The sequence below is a fragment of the Erwinia sp. PPS120 genome (genome assembly GCF_047918655.1).
Classification (GTDB): Bacteria; Pseudomonadota; Gammaproteobacteria; order Enterobacterales; family Enterobacteriaceae; genus Erwinia; species Erwinia tasmaniensis_A.
The window spans coordinates 73561-89388 of the sequence record NZ_JBLREF010000037.1 but is presented as its reverse complement, the minus strand read 5'-3'; the positions used below and the strand labels follow the sequence as shown (position 1 = coordinate 89388).

Sequence of the window (15828 nt, the reverse complement as noted above, 5' to 3'; positions counted from 1 at the left end):
GGCCCACGCGTACGGTCACTGAGTGCAGTGCTGGACAGCACTGCCAGGGAAACACTATGTTAAGTATCAAAGATTTACAGGTTAGTATTGAAGACAAAGAGATCCTGCGTGGGCTGGATCTTGAAGTAAAAGCGGGTGAAGTTCACGCCATTATGGGCCCGAACGGCTCAGGAAAAAGTACGCTCTCTGCCACGCTGGCGGGGCGCGAAGAGTATGAAGTGACCGGTGGTTCCGTCAGCTTTAAAGGCAAGGATCTGCTTGAACTCTCTCCGGAAGAGCGTGCCGGAGAAGGTATCTTTATGGCGTTCCAGTATCCGGTTGAGATCCCTGGCGTCAGCAACCAGTTCTTTCTGCAAACCGCAGTGAACTCGGTGCGTCAGTATCGCGGCAGCGAAGCACTGGACCGTTTCGACTTCCAGGACTTTATTGAAGATAAAATTCACCTGCTGAAAATGCCGGAAGACCTGCTGACGCGTTCAGTTAACGTTGGTTTCTCGGGCGGTGAGAAAAAGCGCAATGATATTTTGCAGATGGCAGCGCTTGAACCTGAGCTGTGCATCCTGGATGAAACCGACTCAGGTCTGGATATCGATGCACTGAAAACGGTCGCTAACGGCGTTAACACGCTGCGTGACGGCAAGCGCGCATTCATTATCGTAACGCACTATCAGCGCATTCTGGACTATATCAAGCCGGACTTCGTTCACGTTCTGTATCAGGGCAAAATCGTCAAATCCGGCGACTTTACGCTGGTGAAACAACTGGAGGAGCAAGGCTATGGCTGGCTTACCGACCAGGAGTAGTGACAACACCCTGCAGCAGTGGCATCACCTGTTTGAAAGCCACGGCGAAAGCCGTTCGCTTCAGGCTCAGCACCACTGGCAGCAGGTATTGCGCCTCGGACTGCCGACGCGCAAGCAGGAAAACTGGAAATACACCCCGCTGGAGAGTCTGTTTGGGCAGAACTTTGTGCAAACGCACGCCTCTGAACTGAGCGCAGCGGATGTAGCAGAACACGCCCTGGAAATCGACGCTGTCAAATTAGTCTTTGTCGACGGGCGTCTCAGCAAAACCCTTAGCGACAGCCGCTATGATTTGTTTGATATCCAGATTTCTCAGGCGGGTGAGCGCCGCGAACTTAACGCGCCGCTACAGCCTGAGGTATTCCTGCATCTGACGGAAAGTCTGGCAGAAGAAGTGACCCTGATCCGCGTGGCGCGCGGGAAACAGGCTCCGCGCGCGCTTTACCTGCTGCATATCAGCAGCGGCAGCGCGCAGGCAGAGATGAACACGTCACACTATCGTCACCATCTCCAGCTGGACGATGGCGCACAGGCCTCGGTTATTGAACACTACGTTAGCCTGAACGACGCCAGCCACTTTACTGGCGGCCGCTTCACAGCAGAAGTGGGCGACAACGCCGCGCTGACGCACTATAAGCTGGCCTTTGAGCACAACAGCAGTTTCCACTTTGCCCATAACGATCTGGTGATTGGCCGCGATGCGCGCGTTCAGAGCCACAGCTTCCTGCTGGGGGCGGGTCTGACCCGGCACAATACCAGCGTTCAGCTGAACGGTGAGGGCAGTGAGCTGGGCATTAACAGCCTGATGCTGCCGGTCGGGAAAGAAGTTTGTGACAGCCGTACCTGGCTTGAGCACAACAAAGGCTACTGTCAGAGCCGACAGCTGCATAAAACTATCGTCCGTGATAAAGCGCGCGCGGTTTTTAACGGCCTGATAAAAGTAGCTAAGCATGCGCTGAAAACCGACGGGCAGATGAACAACAACAACCTGCTGCTGGGCCGGCTGGCTGAGGTGGATACCAAACCTCAGCTGGAAATCTACGCTGACGACGTTAAGTGCAGCCACGGTGCCACCATTGGGCGTATTGATGACGAGCAGATGTTTTATCTGCGCGCGCGCGGCATTAGCGAAGCGTCAGCGCAGCGTATGATTATCTATGCTTTTGCCGCAGAATTAACCGAAGCCATTACGGATGACGTGCTGAAAGAGGCGGTAATGCAACGTATCGCACAGCGTTTTCCCGGAGGCATTCAATGAGTTTTGACCTGACACGCGTCAGGGCTGATTTTCCTGTTCTGGCGCGAGAAGTGAATGGCGAACCGCTGGCCTATCTCGACAGTGCGGCGAGTGCACAAAAGCCGCAGGCGGTCATTGACGCCGAGAGTCATTTCTACGCGAATGGCTATGCGGCGGTGCATCGGGGTATTCATACCCTGAGTGCGGAAGCGACCACCGCCATGGAAGACGTGCGGATTCAGGCGGCGCGTTTTCTGAATGCCGCATCGCCGGAAGAGATTATCTTCGTTAAAGGCACCACCGAGGGGATCAACCTGGTGGCAAGCAGCTGGGGAAGTCGTCAGCTGCATGCCGGTGACAATATTCTGATCACCGGAATGGAGCATCACGCCAATATCGTTCCCTGGCAGATGCTGGCCGAACGTGCAGGCGCAGAAGTACGCTTTATTCCGCTGACGGGGACCGGTGAGCTGGACTTGTCCAGCCTCTCCACGCTGATAGACAGCCGCACCCGTATGCTGGCCGTCACCCACGTTTCTAACGTCCTGGGCACGGTTAATCCGGTGAAAGAGCTGGTGGCGCGGGCGAAAGCAGCCGGGGTGACCACGCTGATTGACGGTGCGCAGGCGGTAATGCATCAGCAGGTCGACGTCCAGGATCTGGACTGTGACTTCTACGTTTTCTCAGGTCATAAAATTTACGGTCCCACCGGTATTGGTATCCTCTATGGGCGTAAGGCTCTGCTGGATGAGATGCCACCATGGGAAGGCGGCGGGTCGATGATAGCCACCGTCAGCCTGACGGAAGGCACGCGCTTCGCCGCTGCCCCGTGGCGCTTTGAGGCAGGCACGCCCAACACGGGCGGTATTATCGCACTGGGAGCGGCCCTCTCCTGGGTATCCGCACTGGGTCTGGAGGTTATCCACCAGCGCGAGCAGGCGCTGATGCGCTATGCACTGGATAAGCTGTCTTCGGTGCCTGATCTGGTTATCTACGGTCCTGAGGCGCGTTCAGGCGTGATCGCTTTCAACCTGGGCCAGCACCACGCCTATGACGTCGGCAGCTTCCTGGATCGTTACGGAATAGCGATTCGCACGGGCCACCACTGCGCGATGCCCCTGATGACGCACTACGGCGTACCGGCAATGTGCCGCGCTTCTTTCGTTTTGTATAACAGCGAAGAAGAGGCCGATCGACTGGCAGCAGGCCTGACACGTATACACCGTCTGCTGGGCGGCTAACTAACTGTTTTAGCCTGCATAACTGCGGCATGCAGCGGTTATGCACAGTTATTCAGAGCTGCCCACCGATAAGGGAGAGACTAATGGCAAGTTTGCCAGATAAAGAGAAACTGGTGCGCAACTTCACCCGCTGCGCGAACTGGGAAGAGAAATACCTGTATATCATCGAGCTGGGTGCCCTTCTGCCCGCGTTCTCTGACGCACTGCATCAGCCCGTGAATGCGATATCGGGCTGCCAGAGCCAGGTATGGATAATGATGAATACCGATAACAGCGGTTACGTCACCCTGGAAGGTGACAGTGATGCGGCGATTGTGAAAGGACTGGTAGCGGTAGTTTTTATTCTCTATCAGCACATGACGCCTGCTGATATCGTTGGCTTTGACGTTCGTCCCTTTTTTGAACAGCTGGCGCTCGCGCAGCACCTTACGCCTTCCCGATCCCAGGGGTTAGAGGCAATGATCCGTGCAATTCGCCAGAAGGCCGCTACGCTAAGCTAATTATCACGCCTTTCCGACAGGCCTCCCGCACTGCTGCCGGGAGGTTTCTCACCTGCGATCCCTGGCTTCCTGCACCCGGTACAAAGCTGACCGTTCCCTTGCAGATGCTCCTGCCCGATACCCGACGGGAAGGAGTAGTGGTAAACGTCGCCGAACTGCGCCTCTACTATTACCTGATACAAGGGACTAATGCGGATTTTATTGGTATGCGCGTCAGCTCGGGCTGTATCCGTCTGCGGCCCGATGCAGACGCATTACCGTCATAATTGACGCCCTGAGACACCGCATGCAACAGGCACGGCAGAGCATGGCTTATAGCGCGTTTAAGCCGGGGATACCATCTTAAGAAGCGAGTTAAGGGTGACAGCTACCTTTCGACCTGGGTGGAGAAGAAGCTTCGCGGCGTTACCGGGTGATAATAAGCAGGGGATAATCGGTAAATTAAGATGTCTCAATACCGGCTGACGGCTTAAGTGAAAGACATTTCAGACAAAAAAAATGGCGCACAATGTGCGCCATTTTCATAACCAGAACTCTTACTTACGGTAAGAGTGAGCCTGGTTGTCCAGACGCTGGTTTGCACGAGCTGCGTCATCTTTAGCAGCCTGAACGTCAGAACGGATTGCGTTCACGTCGTTGCTCAGCTGGTCAACTTTAGCGTTCAGAGTCTGAACGTCGGTAGACAGCTGGTCGATTTTAGCGTTGCTTGAGCAACCAGCCAGCAGAGTTGAACCCAGGATTACCGCGCCCAGTACCAGTTTAGTACGATTCATTATTTATACCCTCTAGATTGAGTTAATCTCCATGTAGCGTTACAAGTATTACACAAAGTATTTTCTAATGAGAATAAATTTTTGATGAGAAGGTGCTTAAATTTGATCGTTCGCTCAAAGAAGCATCGTCTTAGCACTTAAGTACAAAAAAATTAGCTAAAACAGGCGCGTTTAATCGGACACTTCTTAAGTTTAGAAAATTTTGAGGGGGTAATTTCAGGCGGGTGTTTCGTCGTGTTTCCAGGTGATGACGATAAAAAAAGCGCCTTTCGGGCGCTTTTTTAATCTCGAACCACAATCTGAAATTACAGAACGTGTACGGATGCGGTATTGGTTGTTCCGCTTGGCACCAGGGCGCCAGAAACCATCACCACCACATCGCCTTTTTGACCATAGCCACTGGACAGCGCGGCTTCTTTACCCAGGCGGTAAAAGTCATCGGTTGAGGCAATTTCGTCGACGACGCTGGTCACAATGCCTTTACTCAGCAACAGCTGACGAGCAGTAAGTGCATTGGTGGTCAGCGCGAGAATGGTGGCGTTCGGGAAATATTTACGCACAGATTTAGCAGATTTACCGCCTTCTGTGGCAACCACGATCAGGGGGGCTTCCAGATTTTCTGCCGTTTCTACCGCGCCACGGCACACTGCTTCAGTAATGCGCATTTTACGGTTGTCATGATGCGAATCGATACGGCTCTTCATCACGCGGTCGGTACGTTCGCAGATGGTCGCCATAATGGTGACTGACTCCAGGGGGTAACGTCCTTTCGCGCTTTCACCCGACAGCATTACCGCATCGGTGCCGTCGAGAATGGCGTTAGCCACGTCGCCTGCCTCGGCGCGGGTAGGGCGCGGGTTCTTGATCATCGAATCAAGCATCTGAGTAGCCGTGATAACTACCTTACGGGCGCGGTTACATTTTTTGATCATCATCTTTTGAGCGAAGATAACTTCTTCAACCGGGATCTCAACGCCCAGATCGCCACGCGCAACCATGATGCCGTCGGACGCATCAAGGATTTCGTCGAAGTTATTCAGGCCTTCCTGGTTTTCAATCTTGGAGATGATCTGAATATGCTCGCCGCCGTGCTGCTTAAGATGCTCACGGATCTCCAGTACGTCTGAGCGCTTACGGATAAACGACGCCGCGACAAAATCAACGCCCTGTTCACAACCGAAGATCAGGTCACGCTTGTCCTTTTCAGCCAGTGCAGGCAGCTGAATAGAAACGCCTGGCAGGTTAACGCCTTTGTTTTCTCCCAGATCGCCATTGTTAAGCACTTTACAGACCACGGTGTTTTCAGTGACTTCCACTACTTCCATGCCGATCAGACCATCATCTACCAGCACGGTATTGCCAATTTTGAGATCGGAGGCAAAACCCGGGTAGGTGACCGCAACGCGTTCGGTATTACCTACCACAGACTGGTCAGTGGTAAAGGTAAAGGTCTGGCCTGCTTTCAGAGCAGCGTCATTGCCCCCTTCCAGTTTCATGGTGCGAATTTCCGGGCCTTTCGTATCCAGCAGGATCGCCGCCTGGTGCCCGGTGTTACTCATTACGGCACGCAGATTGGCAATACGCTTACCGTGCTCTTCATAGTCGCCGTGAGAGAAGTTAAGGCGCATTACGTTCATTCCCGCATCCAGCAGGTGAGTCAGCATTTCTTCCGATTCGGTTTTAGGTCCGATAGTACAAACAATTTTGGTCTTTTTCATGACGAGTTATCTATTAAGTTGTAATGGATGTGAGAGCGGTAATCCCGGCGCCGGTAAAGAAGCCCCGGACAAGAATTTTTGTTTGAGTCGTAAACTGCGGTACAGATTAAGAATAGGTGACAGTAGGGTCGTTTGCTGAGGAAGTTGAGACGCAGTTTCAGCGCATATGCAGCGAAGAGTGCAGGACGCTATCGTTTTTTGTAAAGGGCCAACCATACGCTGAAACCATTCAAATGAAACAACGTCGGTGATTATAGCGACTCAGATAGACGAAAACCAACTAAAAAGCATGATCTTATCAGTCAATTATTGCGTTAGCGCATGGTGTTGCGCATTAAAAACGGGCGCAGGGGCATCACAGCAAGGGGCTAACATAGTGCAAAGCGGAAAATTCGTTGGGGGAGAAAACACAGAAAAAATTAATGAAGGAAGTGGCTAACAGGCGTGGTGCGTTCTAGAGGACTCGAACCTCCGACCCCCACCATGTCAAGGTGGTGCTCTAACCAACTGAGCTAAGAACGCATAAACGATGGTGCGTCCGAGTGGACTCGAACCACCGACCCCCACCATGTCAAGGTGGTGCTCTAACCAACTGAGCTACGGACGCACTGTGGTGCGTTCTAGAGGACTCGAACCTCCGACCCCCACCATGTCAAGGTGGTGCTCTAACCAACTGAGCTAAGAACGCATCATTGCTGTATTGCTAACAGCGGGGACGAATATTAACGACAGCGTTAACGCCTGGCAAGCAGAATCCGCTTTTTTCTGTGTGACTGCTGCGCAACTGTGCGAAGCGCAGCTTATTTAAGCATGCCTGTACAAAAAATGTCGGAAAATTAATGCGCTGCACGTGCCAGAATTCGCTCGGCCGGCTGACGCTGCAGGCGACGAATACGCCACACCATCATGATTGCAGCGGAGGTCAGACCGATGATAAACCCAATCCAGAAACCCGCCGGGCCCAGCGGTGACACCATCCAGTCTGTCATCGCCAGCACATATCCACACGGCAGGCCGAGCACCCAATAGGCGGTAAAGGTGATAAAGAAAATTGAACGCGTATCTTTGTAACCGCGCAGAATGCCGCTGCCAATCACCTGAATAGAATCGGAAATCTGGTACACCGCAGCCAGCAGCATCAGCTGAGCGGCCAGAGTGACCACAGCGGGATTATCGTTATAAAGCAGTGCTATCTGCTCGCGAAACATCACGGTAAACAGTGCGGTCACACAGGCCATGGTTATCCCGACGCCCTGTGCCGTCCAGGCGGACACCCGCGCCGCGCCGGCCGATCCCTGCCCAAGCCGGAAGCCTACGCGGATCGTCGTCGCCACACCCAGTGAAAGCGGCATAACGAACATAAGTGAACTGAAGTTTAGCGCGATTTGATGCCCGGCAACCTCGACAATCCCCATGGGGGAGACCAGCAGCGCGACAACCGCGAACAGTGTGACCTCAAAGAAGAGCGCAAGCGCAACCGGCAGGCCTAACGTAAACAGCCGCCAGAGCACCGACCTGTCTGGCGCGCTCAGGCGCGTCGGCAGGCGGATATCACGCATTGAATGCGCGCGGCGGATCCAGAGTTTCATTACCAGAAACATTACCCAGTAGACCGAGGCCGTCGCTACTCCACAGCCTACGCCCCCCAGCGCGGGCATGCCAAAATGACCATAGATAAAAATATAGTTAACCGGGATATTTACCATTAAACCCAGGAAGCCAATAATCATGCCGGGCAGGGTTTTGGCCACTCCTTCGCACTGATTGCGCGCCACCTGAAAGAACAGATAGCCCGGCGCGCCCCACAGCAGCGCATGCAAATAGCCTGTCGCTTTATCTGCCAGCGTCGGATCAATATTGTGCATGCTGCGAATGACAAAACCGGCGTTATAAAGCAGCACCATCACCACGGCGGCAGCCACCGCCGCCAGCCAGTATGCCTGGCGTACCTGATGCGCAATGCGGTCCCGACGACCCGAGCCATTATACTGCGCCACCACCGGCGTCAGTGACAGCAGCAAACCGTGTCCAAAGAGAATGGCAGGCAGCCAGATTGAGGTACCCACGGCAACCGCAGCCATATCCGTGGCGCTGACAGCGCCGGCCATAATCGTATCGACGAATCCCATAGCGGACTGAGCCACCTGAGCAAAGATCACTGGGATCGCCAGCGCTAATAACTGACGCGCCTCAATAAGGTACTTCTGCACACGAACACCTGTTTATCGTTATGTAGGAGGGGGCCTGGCTGCCGCAATAGCGCGCTAAACACCGCGTTTGACAGCAGGGCTGGCCGAACAGTGTAATGATCGCAGAGCAAATAGCCAATCTTAGCCGGAAAAATAGCGCAGACTGTCGGAGTAAAATAACCGGGGGCGTTTGGATTTACGCGTAAGCCAGGGCAAACTGACAGGCAAAATACTCTATTTGAGGTGATAACCATGTTTACCGGTATTGTACAGGGCACCGCCGAACTGCTCGCGATCCACGAGAAGCCTAATTTCCGCACCCATACTGTGCGACTTCCGCCGGACATGCTGCCAGGTCTGGAGTTGGGTGCGTCCGTTTCTCATAATGGTTGCTGTCTGACGGTGACGGAAATAAACGGCGATCGGGTAAGTTTTGATCTGGTCAAAGAGACGCTGCGTATCACTAATCTGGGCGATCTCACTATTGGCGATTACATTAACGTTGAGCGGGCAGCGAAATTCAGTGATGAAATTGGTGGTCATCTCATGTCTGGCCATATTATGACCACGGCAGAGATTTGCAAAATTCTCATCTCAGAAAATAACCGTGAAATCTGGTTCAAACCGCGTGATGCGGAGCAGATGAAATATATCCTGTATAAAGGATTTGTGGGTATTGATGGAATAAGCCTGACGATTGGGGAAGTGACTAAAACCCGTTTCTGCGTGCACCTTATTCCTGAAACGCTGGCGCGAACCACGCTGGGGGGCAAACGTCTGGGGGAGCGGGTAAATATTGAAATCGATCCTCACACTCAGGCAATCATTGAAACCGTCGAGCGCGTTCTGGCGCAGCGTGACGCGCTTCTTAGCGAGGCCGTCGCTCAGGACGCGCCAGAGCTACGCTAAACCGCCTGAGAAGTCTCTGTTGCAGGCAACGGGCGCTGAGTCATTTCGGGCATCGGGCATCTGCGGCAGGCAATAAAAAGGCCGGCGTCATTAACGCCGGCCTTTTAGCGGGCCAGGATTAGTGCGGGACGCGAAGCCCGCCTTCTATGCCATGGGTAAACATCACCTGCCAGAGCTGCATATGGCGTGCGCGAAAGGCGCCTGCGCAGGCATTAAGATAATAAATAAACATGCGTTTGAAGCGCTCACCGTACTTTTCTGCGAGCTCAGGCCACACGGCAAGAAAACGATCAATCCACGCCATCAGGGTGGTGTCATAGTCCGGGCCGAAATTGTGCCAGTCTTCCATTACGAAATAGGGTTCGCTGGCCTCAGCAATATGGCTTACTGAGGGCAGGCGACCATTGGGGAAAATATACCTGTCCAGCCAGGGGTCAACATTCTCGCCGGTGGTATTGGAGCCGATAGTATGTAGCAGGAAAAGGCCATCTGGCTTCAGGTTGCGATTCACTACGCTGAAATAGGTGGCGTAGTTTTTAGGGCCGACATGTTCAAACATGCCCACGGACACAATCCGATCGTACTGTTCATTCAGGTCGCGGTAGTCCTGCAGCAGAATAGTGACATCCAGCCCTTCACAGCGCTGCTGAGCCATTTTTTGCTGTTCAGCAGAGATAGTGACGCCAGATACGCGAACGCCGTAGTAACGTGCCGCATATTCCGCCAGCCCACCCCAGCCGCAGCCAATATCCAGCAGGGACATGCCCGGCGCCAGTTGCAGCTTTTCGCAAATCATTTTTAATTTTGCATTCTGCGCATCCTCCAGCGTCCGGGCGTCCTTCCAGTAACCGCAGGAGTATTGCATATGGGAATCAAGCATCAGAGAAAACAGATCGTTTCCAAGATCGTAATGTTCCTTGCCAACGATCCACGCGCGCTTTCTCGACTGCTGATTGGTTAATCTGGCCGCGGCAATACGTAAGGTGTCTTTGAAATGGTGGGGAAGCTTCTCATCGAGCTTCGCCAGTAATACGCGATGAAAGAACATGTCCATTCTTTCACACTCCCACCAGCCATCCATATAACTTTCACCCAGCCCCAGCGACCCTTCCTGCAGAACGCGTTTAAAAAAGGCGGGGTTAATGACCTGAATATCCCATGCGCGGGGACCATTGATATCGATATCTGCGCTGCGTAGCATCTCCTGAACGATTCTGTACCACTGATTCTCTTCCAGGCTCACTTCTTCTATACACGATGAACTCATAGTCTCTCCATCACCCTGTGTGATTGTTACCCGAGAAATAGAAAAAACAATTTCTACAGGATTTTGAGAATACGCACGCACTGGCGTACGTCTGATATCCGGCGTTACAGAGGATTGAAAATAAATATTAGCAGAGTAGAGCAACGGGAAAGTAAGGATTGAAACCCAGACTGCCCTGTCAGAATTGAAATTTACTTTATATTTCCCATTGAGCCGTCAGACTTGCTGAAAGCCTGGGAGGCCTGGCAGGTATTCCCGAAATCCTTTACCCTGCTGGCACATTATCTGCCAGCAAGGCAGAGGGTTATCAGGCGGAAATTGTTATTTTTTACCCAGCGAAACGAGTATATGCTCACCCCTGACAATATTCAAATGTTTATCGTTAGGTTGCTAACTAAGGGTGTTCAGCACGTTAACGACTACTTTCCGCGCGATGCAGTAACGTTTCTGCCGCTTTTGTACGCTGTAAAATATAGCCGATTATGGCAAAAATGACAGTGGACAGCATAACCAGTGAGGTAGACCACAGGGGTCGGGTAAGAAATGAGGAGATCAACAGGCTGGCCACGCAGCAGAGTCCCAGTTGAAGCGTATTTTGCAAGGCCGCGGCCTTACCGCTGGCCTGAGGGAAGGGGAGCAGAGCATTCGACACCACAATCGGATACAGCGCGCCATTTGCCAGAGCAATGCCGCAGAACGGCAGCAGCAGCGCATAAACCGACGGTGTCGCCTGCTGAGCCGCAACAAAAAAAGCGATAATGCTCAGGCTGTACAGGCCAAGCAGCCAGGGCAGAAGCGAGCCGCCTTCCATACGCTTAAGCAGTGTTCTGCAGCCGTAGCCGCCGGTCAGAAAAGCCAGCGTCTGAGGGAAGTAGCTCAGGCCAATACTGCCAGGCGACATGCCCAGCGCGGATAAGATAAATGGCGAACCGGTCAGCCAGGCAAAGAAGCTGGCAGAACAGGCGGCATACATCAGCACGTTGCCGCTGTAGACAGGAGACTTAAGCAGAGTAATAAAGCCCGTCTTTTTATCGCCTTTTTTAGGCGCAACGCGCGGAGTTGCCTTCAAACAGAGCGTGCAAATAAGCAGCAGTAGCGTAATGACCATCAGGGCGATAAAAATTGCGCGCCAGCCAAAATGGTTGAGCAGCCACGCACCCAGCAGGGGAGCCAGCGCCGGAGAGAGTGCCACCAACGGCATAATAGTAGCAAACACCTTGCTGGCCTGGGTGGCAGAATAGCGGTCAATCACCAGCGCCTGCCAGGTCACGGCGGCCGCACAGATGCCGATGGCCTGTACAAAGCGCAGCACCAGCAGAAGGGTGGCATTGTGCACCCACCACATTCCGGCACAGCCAATGGCAAACAGGCTCAGACCCATCAGCAGCACGGGACGCCGGCCAATCCGGTCAGAGAGAGGCCCCCATATTAGCTGCGCACAGGCAAAGCCCGCCAGAAAGAGACTCAGGCTGGCACCGATGGCCCCCGCGTCGGTTTGCAGGTCCTGCTGCATCAGCGTAAAGGCAGGCAGATACATATCGGTGGCCAGGAAGCCAATGACGCTAAGCAGCGCGAGGTAAAGGGTAAAAAGTTTTGCAGGCATTTTTTTGCTCTTTATTTCAGAAGAATATAACCGCGCAGAGTGTAAATGCGTGTCAGAGGCGTTGTGAAACGTTAATATTTGTCCATTGCGTTCAAAAAATTTGCAGGCAGAAAATGTGGTCAGAACATTCCCTCGAAGTGATTGATGCAGTAGCACGAAACGGCAGCTTTACCGCCGCCGCCGCCGAACTGCACCGGGTCCCCTCAGCGATTAGCTATACCGTACGTCAGCTGGAAGAGTGGCTGGCCGTTCCGCTGTTCACGCGCCGCCATCGCGATGTCGAACTGACCGAGGCGGGACGCTATTTTATTCAGGAGGGGCGGGGGGTAATCAAAAAAATGCTTGCCACCCGGCGTCAGTGCCAGCAGGTAGCAAACGGCTGGCGCGGGCAGCTAAATATTGCCGTCGACAGCATAGTGAAACCCCAGCGTACCCGGCAGCTGGTTGTCGATTTCTACCGTCATTTCCCGGATATGGAATTACACCTTTCCCCTGAGGTGTTCAACGGCGTGTGGGATGCGCTGGCGGACGGCCGGGTAGAGGTGGCAATTGGCGCAACTCAGGCGATACCCGTCGGCGGGCGCTTTGCCTTTCGCAATATGGGCGCGCTAAACTGGCGCTGTGTGGTCAGCGCCCGCCATCCTTTAACAGAAATCTCAGGACCGGTCAGCGAGGAAGCCATCCGCGAATGGCCCTCCCTGACGCTGGAGGATACCTCCCGCGCGCTGCCCAAACGCACCACCTGGACGCTGGATAATCAGCGACGGCTGGTGGTGCCTGACTGGGAAAGTGCAGCAGACTGCCTGCTGGCCGGACTTTGCGTCGGAATGGTGCCAGGGCATTTTGCCCGCCCGCTGCTCAGCAGCGGCGCCATGGCGGAACTTGTGCTGACGGCGACATTTCCCGACAGCCCCTGCTGCGTCAGCTGGTCGCAGCAGCAGGCCAGCCCCGCGCTGGGCTGGCTGCTTGACTATCTTGGCGACACCGGGACGCTCAATAATGAGTGGCTGAACGAGGGGGCAGAGGAGTGAGCGGGCGGCTAATGGCGTTAGCGGCGATAGTCGACAAAGGGACCGTCCGCCACTGAACGACGCTCGATCAGGCTGGGATGAACTTCAATCGTCTGCGGCTCCTCACGCTTGCTGGTAATGCGATCCAGCAGCATTTCAAATGCCGTTTCGCCCAGCCTCTCTTTTGGCTGGTGTACGGTGGTCAGGGCCGGGGTGAAATAGCGCGCATTGCGCACGTTATCATAGCCGATGACCGAAATATCCTGGGGTACGCGCAGGCCCATCTCATCAGCGGCACAAATCGCTCCCATCGCCATAATATCGCCGCCGCAAAATACGGCGGTAGGCCGCTGCTTCTGGGATAAAATTTGCTGCATGGCGCGATAGCCAGATTCGGGTTCGAAATCGCCCTGCACCAGCCACTCATCGCGCAGGGTGATCCCCGCTTCGGATAGCGCCTTAAGAAAACCGGCATGACGGCCACCGCCGGTGTTACGCTCCAGCTGACCGGGAATGACGCCAATATCGCGATGGCCGCGCTCAATCAGATAGCGGCCAACCAGATAACCGCCCTCAAAGGCGTTATCCAGCACCGTATCCGTAAAATCACCGCGTGACTCACTCCAGTCCATGACGACCATAGGAATATTTCGGTTATCTTCAAGCATCTGGATCAGTTCATCAGGATACTCAGAGCACATCACCAGCAGGCCATCGACGCGCTTTTGCGCCATCATTGACAGATAGGCCTGCTGTTTAACCAGATCGTTGTGCGCATTGCCCAGAATCAGGGTGTAGCCGCTGGCAAAGCAGCTGTTTTCCACGGCTTCAATAATTTCGGCAAAGTAGGGCGCCTCGCTGGACGTTGCCAGCAGGCCGATGGTCCGGGTGTGGTTAACCTTAAGACTGCGGGCGACCGCACTTGGCGAATAATGCAGTTCGCGGATGGCCGTCCATACTGCTTCCCGCGTGGCTTCGGCCACAAAGCGCGTTTTATTAATGACGTGGGACACTGTGGTGGTCGACACCCCAGCACGTTTAGCCACATCTTTGATTGTTGCCATGAAATCATTACTCCTGCACCTATCGCAACTTGCTGATAAGTATATTGTTAAACGATTGCCTGAAGCGGCAAAACCCGTCGCCGTTTTTAATGGATATTCGGTGGCGTCAGTAAGGAAAAGGGGGCGGACAGCCAGGCCTGTTGCGTCGGTTTCAGACCGCGAACGCAGCCCGTTGCGCAACGAGGGGGAATTCTAACAAGGCTGAGCAGAGAAAACGAGATTTTTACCGCCGGGTGTGGGAAAATTGATGATGGCACAAACTGTAAGGGTATAAAGGAGTATCTGTGGACACCAATCTGAAATTTTCTCTGCTAACGACCGTTAGCGCGCTATTAATGATCATTATTTTCAGCCTCGCCGCCGTTATGCACTAAAAAAAAGGCCGATCGTCAGATCGGCCTTCTTATTCACACTGCGACGTGGAGATTAGCGGATCGTTCTGGGGGTCATCACCCGACGTGCGCCGATATAGTGGCTCTGCCAGTATTCATCAGCCAGCGCGCTAACCTGAATATCTTTACCGGTGCGAGGTGACTGAATAAATTTCCCGCCGCCAAGATAAACCCCCACGTGATCGGCCGTACCACGTCCGTTAATGCGGAAGAAAACCAGATCGCCTTTTTCCAGCTCGCCGCGTTTAATATTCGCCGCATCGCGCAGGTGGTACATCTCATTGGCGGTACGGGGGATCTTAAACTTCACCAAATCCTTGTAGGCGTACCAGACCAGACCGCTACAGTCGAAGCCTGTTTTAGGCGATGTTCCGCCCCACTGGTAGGGCTTACCCAGCTGGCCCATCAGCTTGTTCATCGCCGTCTGACGCGCTTTCTGGTAGCGAGCCCGGTGAGCCTTACTCATTTTTAGCGGGGCGCTAAGCACCCCGGCGGTCAGTTCTTCACCCTGCTCGACGGTTTTGCCACGACGATGACCATAGCGTTTTTTACCCAGGCTGGCCTGCAATGCGGCTTTATGTCTGAGCGTCGATTTACGGGAGTGGAGCGATGCGGACTGCTGCGCGACCGTTTTTTTGCTCTTAAGGCGGTTAGCGGGGATACGGCGTGACTTGCGGGTTGACTCTTTGACTTTTTTTGTAGCGCTGGTCTTAACCTGTCGCCGCTTACGGCGATCGTCCTCACGGGCGGCACTGCCTTCCACCTTATGGTGGTTTGCGTTAACCGGAGCATGTGGCGATGCGTGCGCCACATTAAAAAAGAGCTGCGTGAAGGCCAGCATAAGGAGCGTGATAAGTAAACGCATCGTTACCATTAACTGTTTGTGCTGCCGCCAGAGGCAGAAGCTCGGCTAAATTAGGATATCTGCTATACGGCAGACAAGTGAGCGCAATTCTAATCTAACTCTTTAACAAAAGGTAAGGTCTTTTTTGTTTCAATGATATACAACAATTAATTGTTGGCAATTTCAGCATAATCAGCTGGTTATGCGCTCATCAACCCGAGCTAAGCCGGGACAGCAGCAGCGTCAGGCTCAGGCAACTGTTATATTGTTGTTTCCCT

At 53.7% G+C, this 15828-nt stretch carries 14 protein-coding genes, 3 tRNA genes and 1 pseudogene; 8 read left to right on the top strand and 10 right to left on the bottom strand.

The genetic code is table 11. The features are described 5' to 3' along the window. Positions 1 to 56: 56 nt before the first annotated feature. The 5 genes and pseudogenes from sufC to ACLRGG_RS17710 all read left to right on the top strand — a co-directional run. A complete protein-coding gene (gene sufC / locus ACLRGG_RS17730) occupies positions 57 to 803 on the top strand; it encodes a Fe-S cluster assembly ATPase SufC (protein WP_416251004.1) in 747 nt (248 codons plus the stop codon). After that, positions 778 to 2061 (top strand): Fe-S cluster assembly protein SufD, encoded by a 1284-nt coding sequence (sufD, locus tag ACLRGG_RS17725; RefSeq protein WP_416251003.1) that lies wholly within the window; start codon positions 778 to 780, stop codon positions 2059 to 2061. The genes sufC and sufD overlap by 26 nt, the downstream gene beginning before the upstream one ends. Further along, positions 2058 to 3281 carry a cysteine desulfurase SufS gene (sufS, locus tag ACLRGG_RS17720; protein WP_416251002.1) on the top strand — a complete coding sequence of 408 codons (1224 nt, stop codon included), beginning with the start codon at positions 2058 to 2060 and terminating at the stop codon, positions 3279 to 3281. The genes sufD and sufS overlap by 4 nt, the downstream gene beginning before the upstream one ends. Positions 3282 to 3364: 83 nt before the next feature. Beyond that, entirely contained in the window at positions 3365 to 3781 is a 417-nt protein-coding gene (gene sufE, locus ACLRGG_RS17715; RefSeq protein ID WP_416251001.1) for a cysteine desulfuration protein SufE, read from the top strand. A gap of 56 nt (positions 3782 to 3837) precedes the next feature. Then, a pseudogene (locus ACLRGG_RS17710) lies at positions 3838 to 3954 on the top strand (L,D-transpeptidase family protein); the annotation flags it as partial. A gap of 363 nt (positions 3955 to 4317) precedes the next feature. On the opposite strand, the gene ACLRGG_RS17705 reads toward ACLRGG_RS17710, so the two are convergent. The 6 genes from ACLRGG_RS17705 to ACLRGG_RS17680 all read right to left on the bottom strand — a co-directional run bounded on the left by ACLRGG_RS17705 (position 4318) and on the right by ACLRGG_RS17680 (position 8482). Beyond that, a complete protein-coding gene (locus ACLRGG_RS17705) occupies positions 4318 to 4554 on the bottom strand; it encodes a major outer membrane lipoprotein (RefSeq protein ID WP_016169824.1) in 237 nt (78 codons plus the stop codon). A 305-nt stretch (positions 4555 to 4859) separates the two neighbouring features. Next, positions 4860 to 6272 carry a pyruvate kinase PykF gene (gene pykF / locus ACLRGG_RS17700; RefSeq protein ID WP_416251000.1) on the bottom strand — a complete coding sequence of 471 codons (1413 nt, stop codon included), beginning with the start codon at positions 6270 to 6272 and terminating at the stop codon, positions 4860 to 4862. 445 nt (positions 6273 to 6717) lie between these two features. Next, positions 6718 to 6794, bottom strand: a tRNA-Val gene (locus ACLRGG_RS17695). An 8-nt stretch (positions 6795 to 6802) separates the two neighbouring features. Then, positions 6803 to 6879: transfer RNA gene (locus ACLRGG_RS17690), tRNA-Val, on the bottom strand. A 4-nt stretch (positions 6880 to 6883) separates the two neighbouring features. Then, a tRNA-Val gene (locus tag ACLRGG_RS17685) sits at positions 6884 to 6960 on the bottom strand. 148 nt (positions 6961 to 7108) lie between these two features. Beyond that, positions 7109 to 8482, bottom strand: coding sequence for an MATE family efflux transporter (locus ACLRGG_RS17680; RefSeq protein ID WP_416250999.1), 1374 nt, complete (start codon positions 8480 to 8482; stop codon positions 7109 to 7111). A gap of 231 nt (positions 8483 to 8713) precedes the next feature. Between ACLRGG_RS17680 and ACLRGG_RS17675 the strand changes: the two genes are divergently transcribed. After that, positions 8714 to 9370 (top strand): riboflavin synthase subunit alpha, encoded by a 657-nt coding sequence (locus tag ACLRGG_RS17675; RefSeq protein ID WP_416250998.1) that lies wholly within the window; start codon positions 8714 to 8716, stop codon positions 9368 to 9370. Positions 9371 to 9488: 118 nt separating this feature from the next. Here ACLRGG_RS17675 and cfa read toward each other — a convergent pair whose 3' ends face one another. Together cfa and punC are read right to left on the bottom strand one after the other, a co-directional pair. Beyond that, complete coding sequence (gene cfa / locus ACLRGG_RS17670; protein WP_416250997.1) at positions 9489 to 10637, bottom strand: cyclopropane fatty acyl phospholipid synthase; 1149 nt, start codon at positions 10635 to 10637, stop codon at positions 9489 to 9491. Positions 10638 to 11049: 412 nt separating this feature from the next. Continuing rightward, positions 11050 to 12240, bottom strand: coding sequence for a purine nucleoside transporter PunC (gene punC, locus ACLRGG_RS17665; RefSeq protein WP_416250996.1), 1191 nt, complete (start codon positions 12238 to 12240; stop codon positions 11050 to 11052). Between the two features lie 113 nt (positions 12241 to 12353). On the opposite strand from punC, the gene punR reads away from it, so the two are divergent. Then, positions 12354 to 13271 carry a DNA-binding transcriptional activator PunR gene (gene punR, locus ACLRGG_RS17660; RefSeq protein ID WP_416250995.1) on the top strand — a complete coding sequence of 306 codons (918 nt, stop codon included), beginning with the start codon at positions 12354 to 12356 and terminating at the stop codon, positions 13269 to 13271. A 17-nt stretch (positions 13272 to 13288) separates the two neighbouring features. Here punR and purR read toward each other — a convergent pair whose 3' ends face one another. Beyond that, the gene (gene purR, locus ACLRGG_RS17655; protein ID WP_416250994.1) at positions 13289 to 14314 is read right to left on the bottom strand and encodes an HTH-type transcriptional repressor PurR; all 1026 of its coding nucleotides are present in this window, start codon (positions 14312 to 14314) and stop codon (positions 13289 to 13291) included. Between the two features lie 284 nt (positions 14315 to 14598). On the opposite strand from purR, the gene cydH reads away from it, so the two are divergent. After that, positions 14599 to 14688: a cytochrome bd-I oxidase subunit CydH gene (gene cydH, locus ACLRGG_RS17650; protein ID WP_416250993.1), complete on the top strand. Its 90-nt coding sequence runs from the start codon at positions 14599 to 14601 to the stop codon at positions 14686 to 14688. 52 nt (positions 14689 to 14740) lie between these two features. On the opposite strand, the gene ACLRGG_RS17645 is transcribed toward cydH, so the two are convergent. After that, on the bottom strand, positions 14741 to 15571 hold the full coding sequence (locus tag ACLRGG_RS17645) for a C40 family peptidase (protein WP_416250992.1): 831 nt from the start codon (positions 15569 to 15571) through the stop codon (positions 14741 to 14743). Positions 15572 to 15828: the final 257 nt, after the last annotated feature.

Excerpts from the sequence above, each read along its gene's own strand:
- sufC (WP_416251004.1), top strand. The coding sequence starts at position 57 with ATGTTAAGTATCAAAGATTTACAGGTTAGTATTGAAGACAAAGAGATC.
- sufD (WP_416251003.1), top strand. The coding sequence starts at position 778 with ATGGCTGGCTTACCGACCAGGAGTAGTGACAACACCCTGCAGCAGTGG.
- sufS (WP_416251002.1), top strand. The coding sequence starts at position 2,058 with ATGAGTTTTGACCTGACACGCGTCAGGGCTGATTTTCCTGTTCTGGCG.
- sufE (WP_416251001.1), top strand. The coding sequence starts at position 3,365 with ATGGCAAGTTTGCCAGATAAAGAGAAACTGGTGCGCAACTTCACCCGC.
- ACLRGG_RS17705 (WP_016169824.1), bottom strand. The coding sequence starts at position 4,554 with ATGAATCGTACTAAACTGGTACTGGGCGCGGTAATCCTGGGTTCAACT.
- pykF (WP_416251000.1), bottom strand. The coding sequence starts at position 6,272 with ATGAAAAAGACCAAAATTGTTTGTACTATCGGACCTAAAACCGAATCG.
- ACLRGG_RS17675 (WP_416250998.1), top strand. The coding sequence starts at position 8,714 with ATGTTTACCGGTATTGTACAGGGCACCGCCGAACTGCTCGCGATCCAC.
- cfa (WP_416250997.1), bottom strand. The coding sequence starts at position 10,637 with ATGAGTTCATCGTGTATAGAAGAAGTGAGCCTGGAAGAGAATCAGTGG.
- punC (WP_416250996.1), bottom strand. The coding sequence starts at position 12,240 with ATGCCTGCAAAACTTTTTACCCTTTACCTCGCGCTGCTTAGCGTCATT.
- punR (WP_416250995.1), top strand. The coding sequence starts at position 12,354 with ATGTGGTCAGAACATTCCCTCGAAGTGATTGATGCAGTAGCACGAAAC.
- purR (WP_416250994.1), bottom strand. The coding sequence starts at position 14,314 with ATGGCAACAATCAAAGATGTGGCTAAACGTGCTGGGGTGTCGACCACC.
- ACLRGG_RS17645 (WP_416250992.1), bottom strand. The coding sequence starts at position 15,571 with ATGCGTTTACTTATCACGCTCCTTATGCTGGCCTTCACGCAGCTCTTT.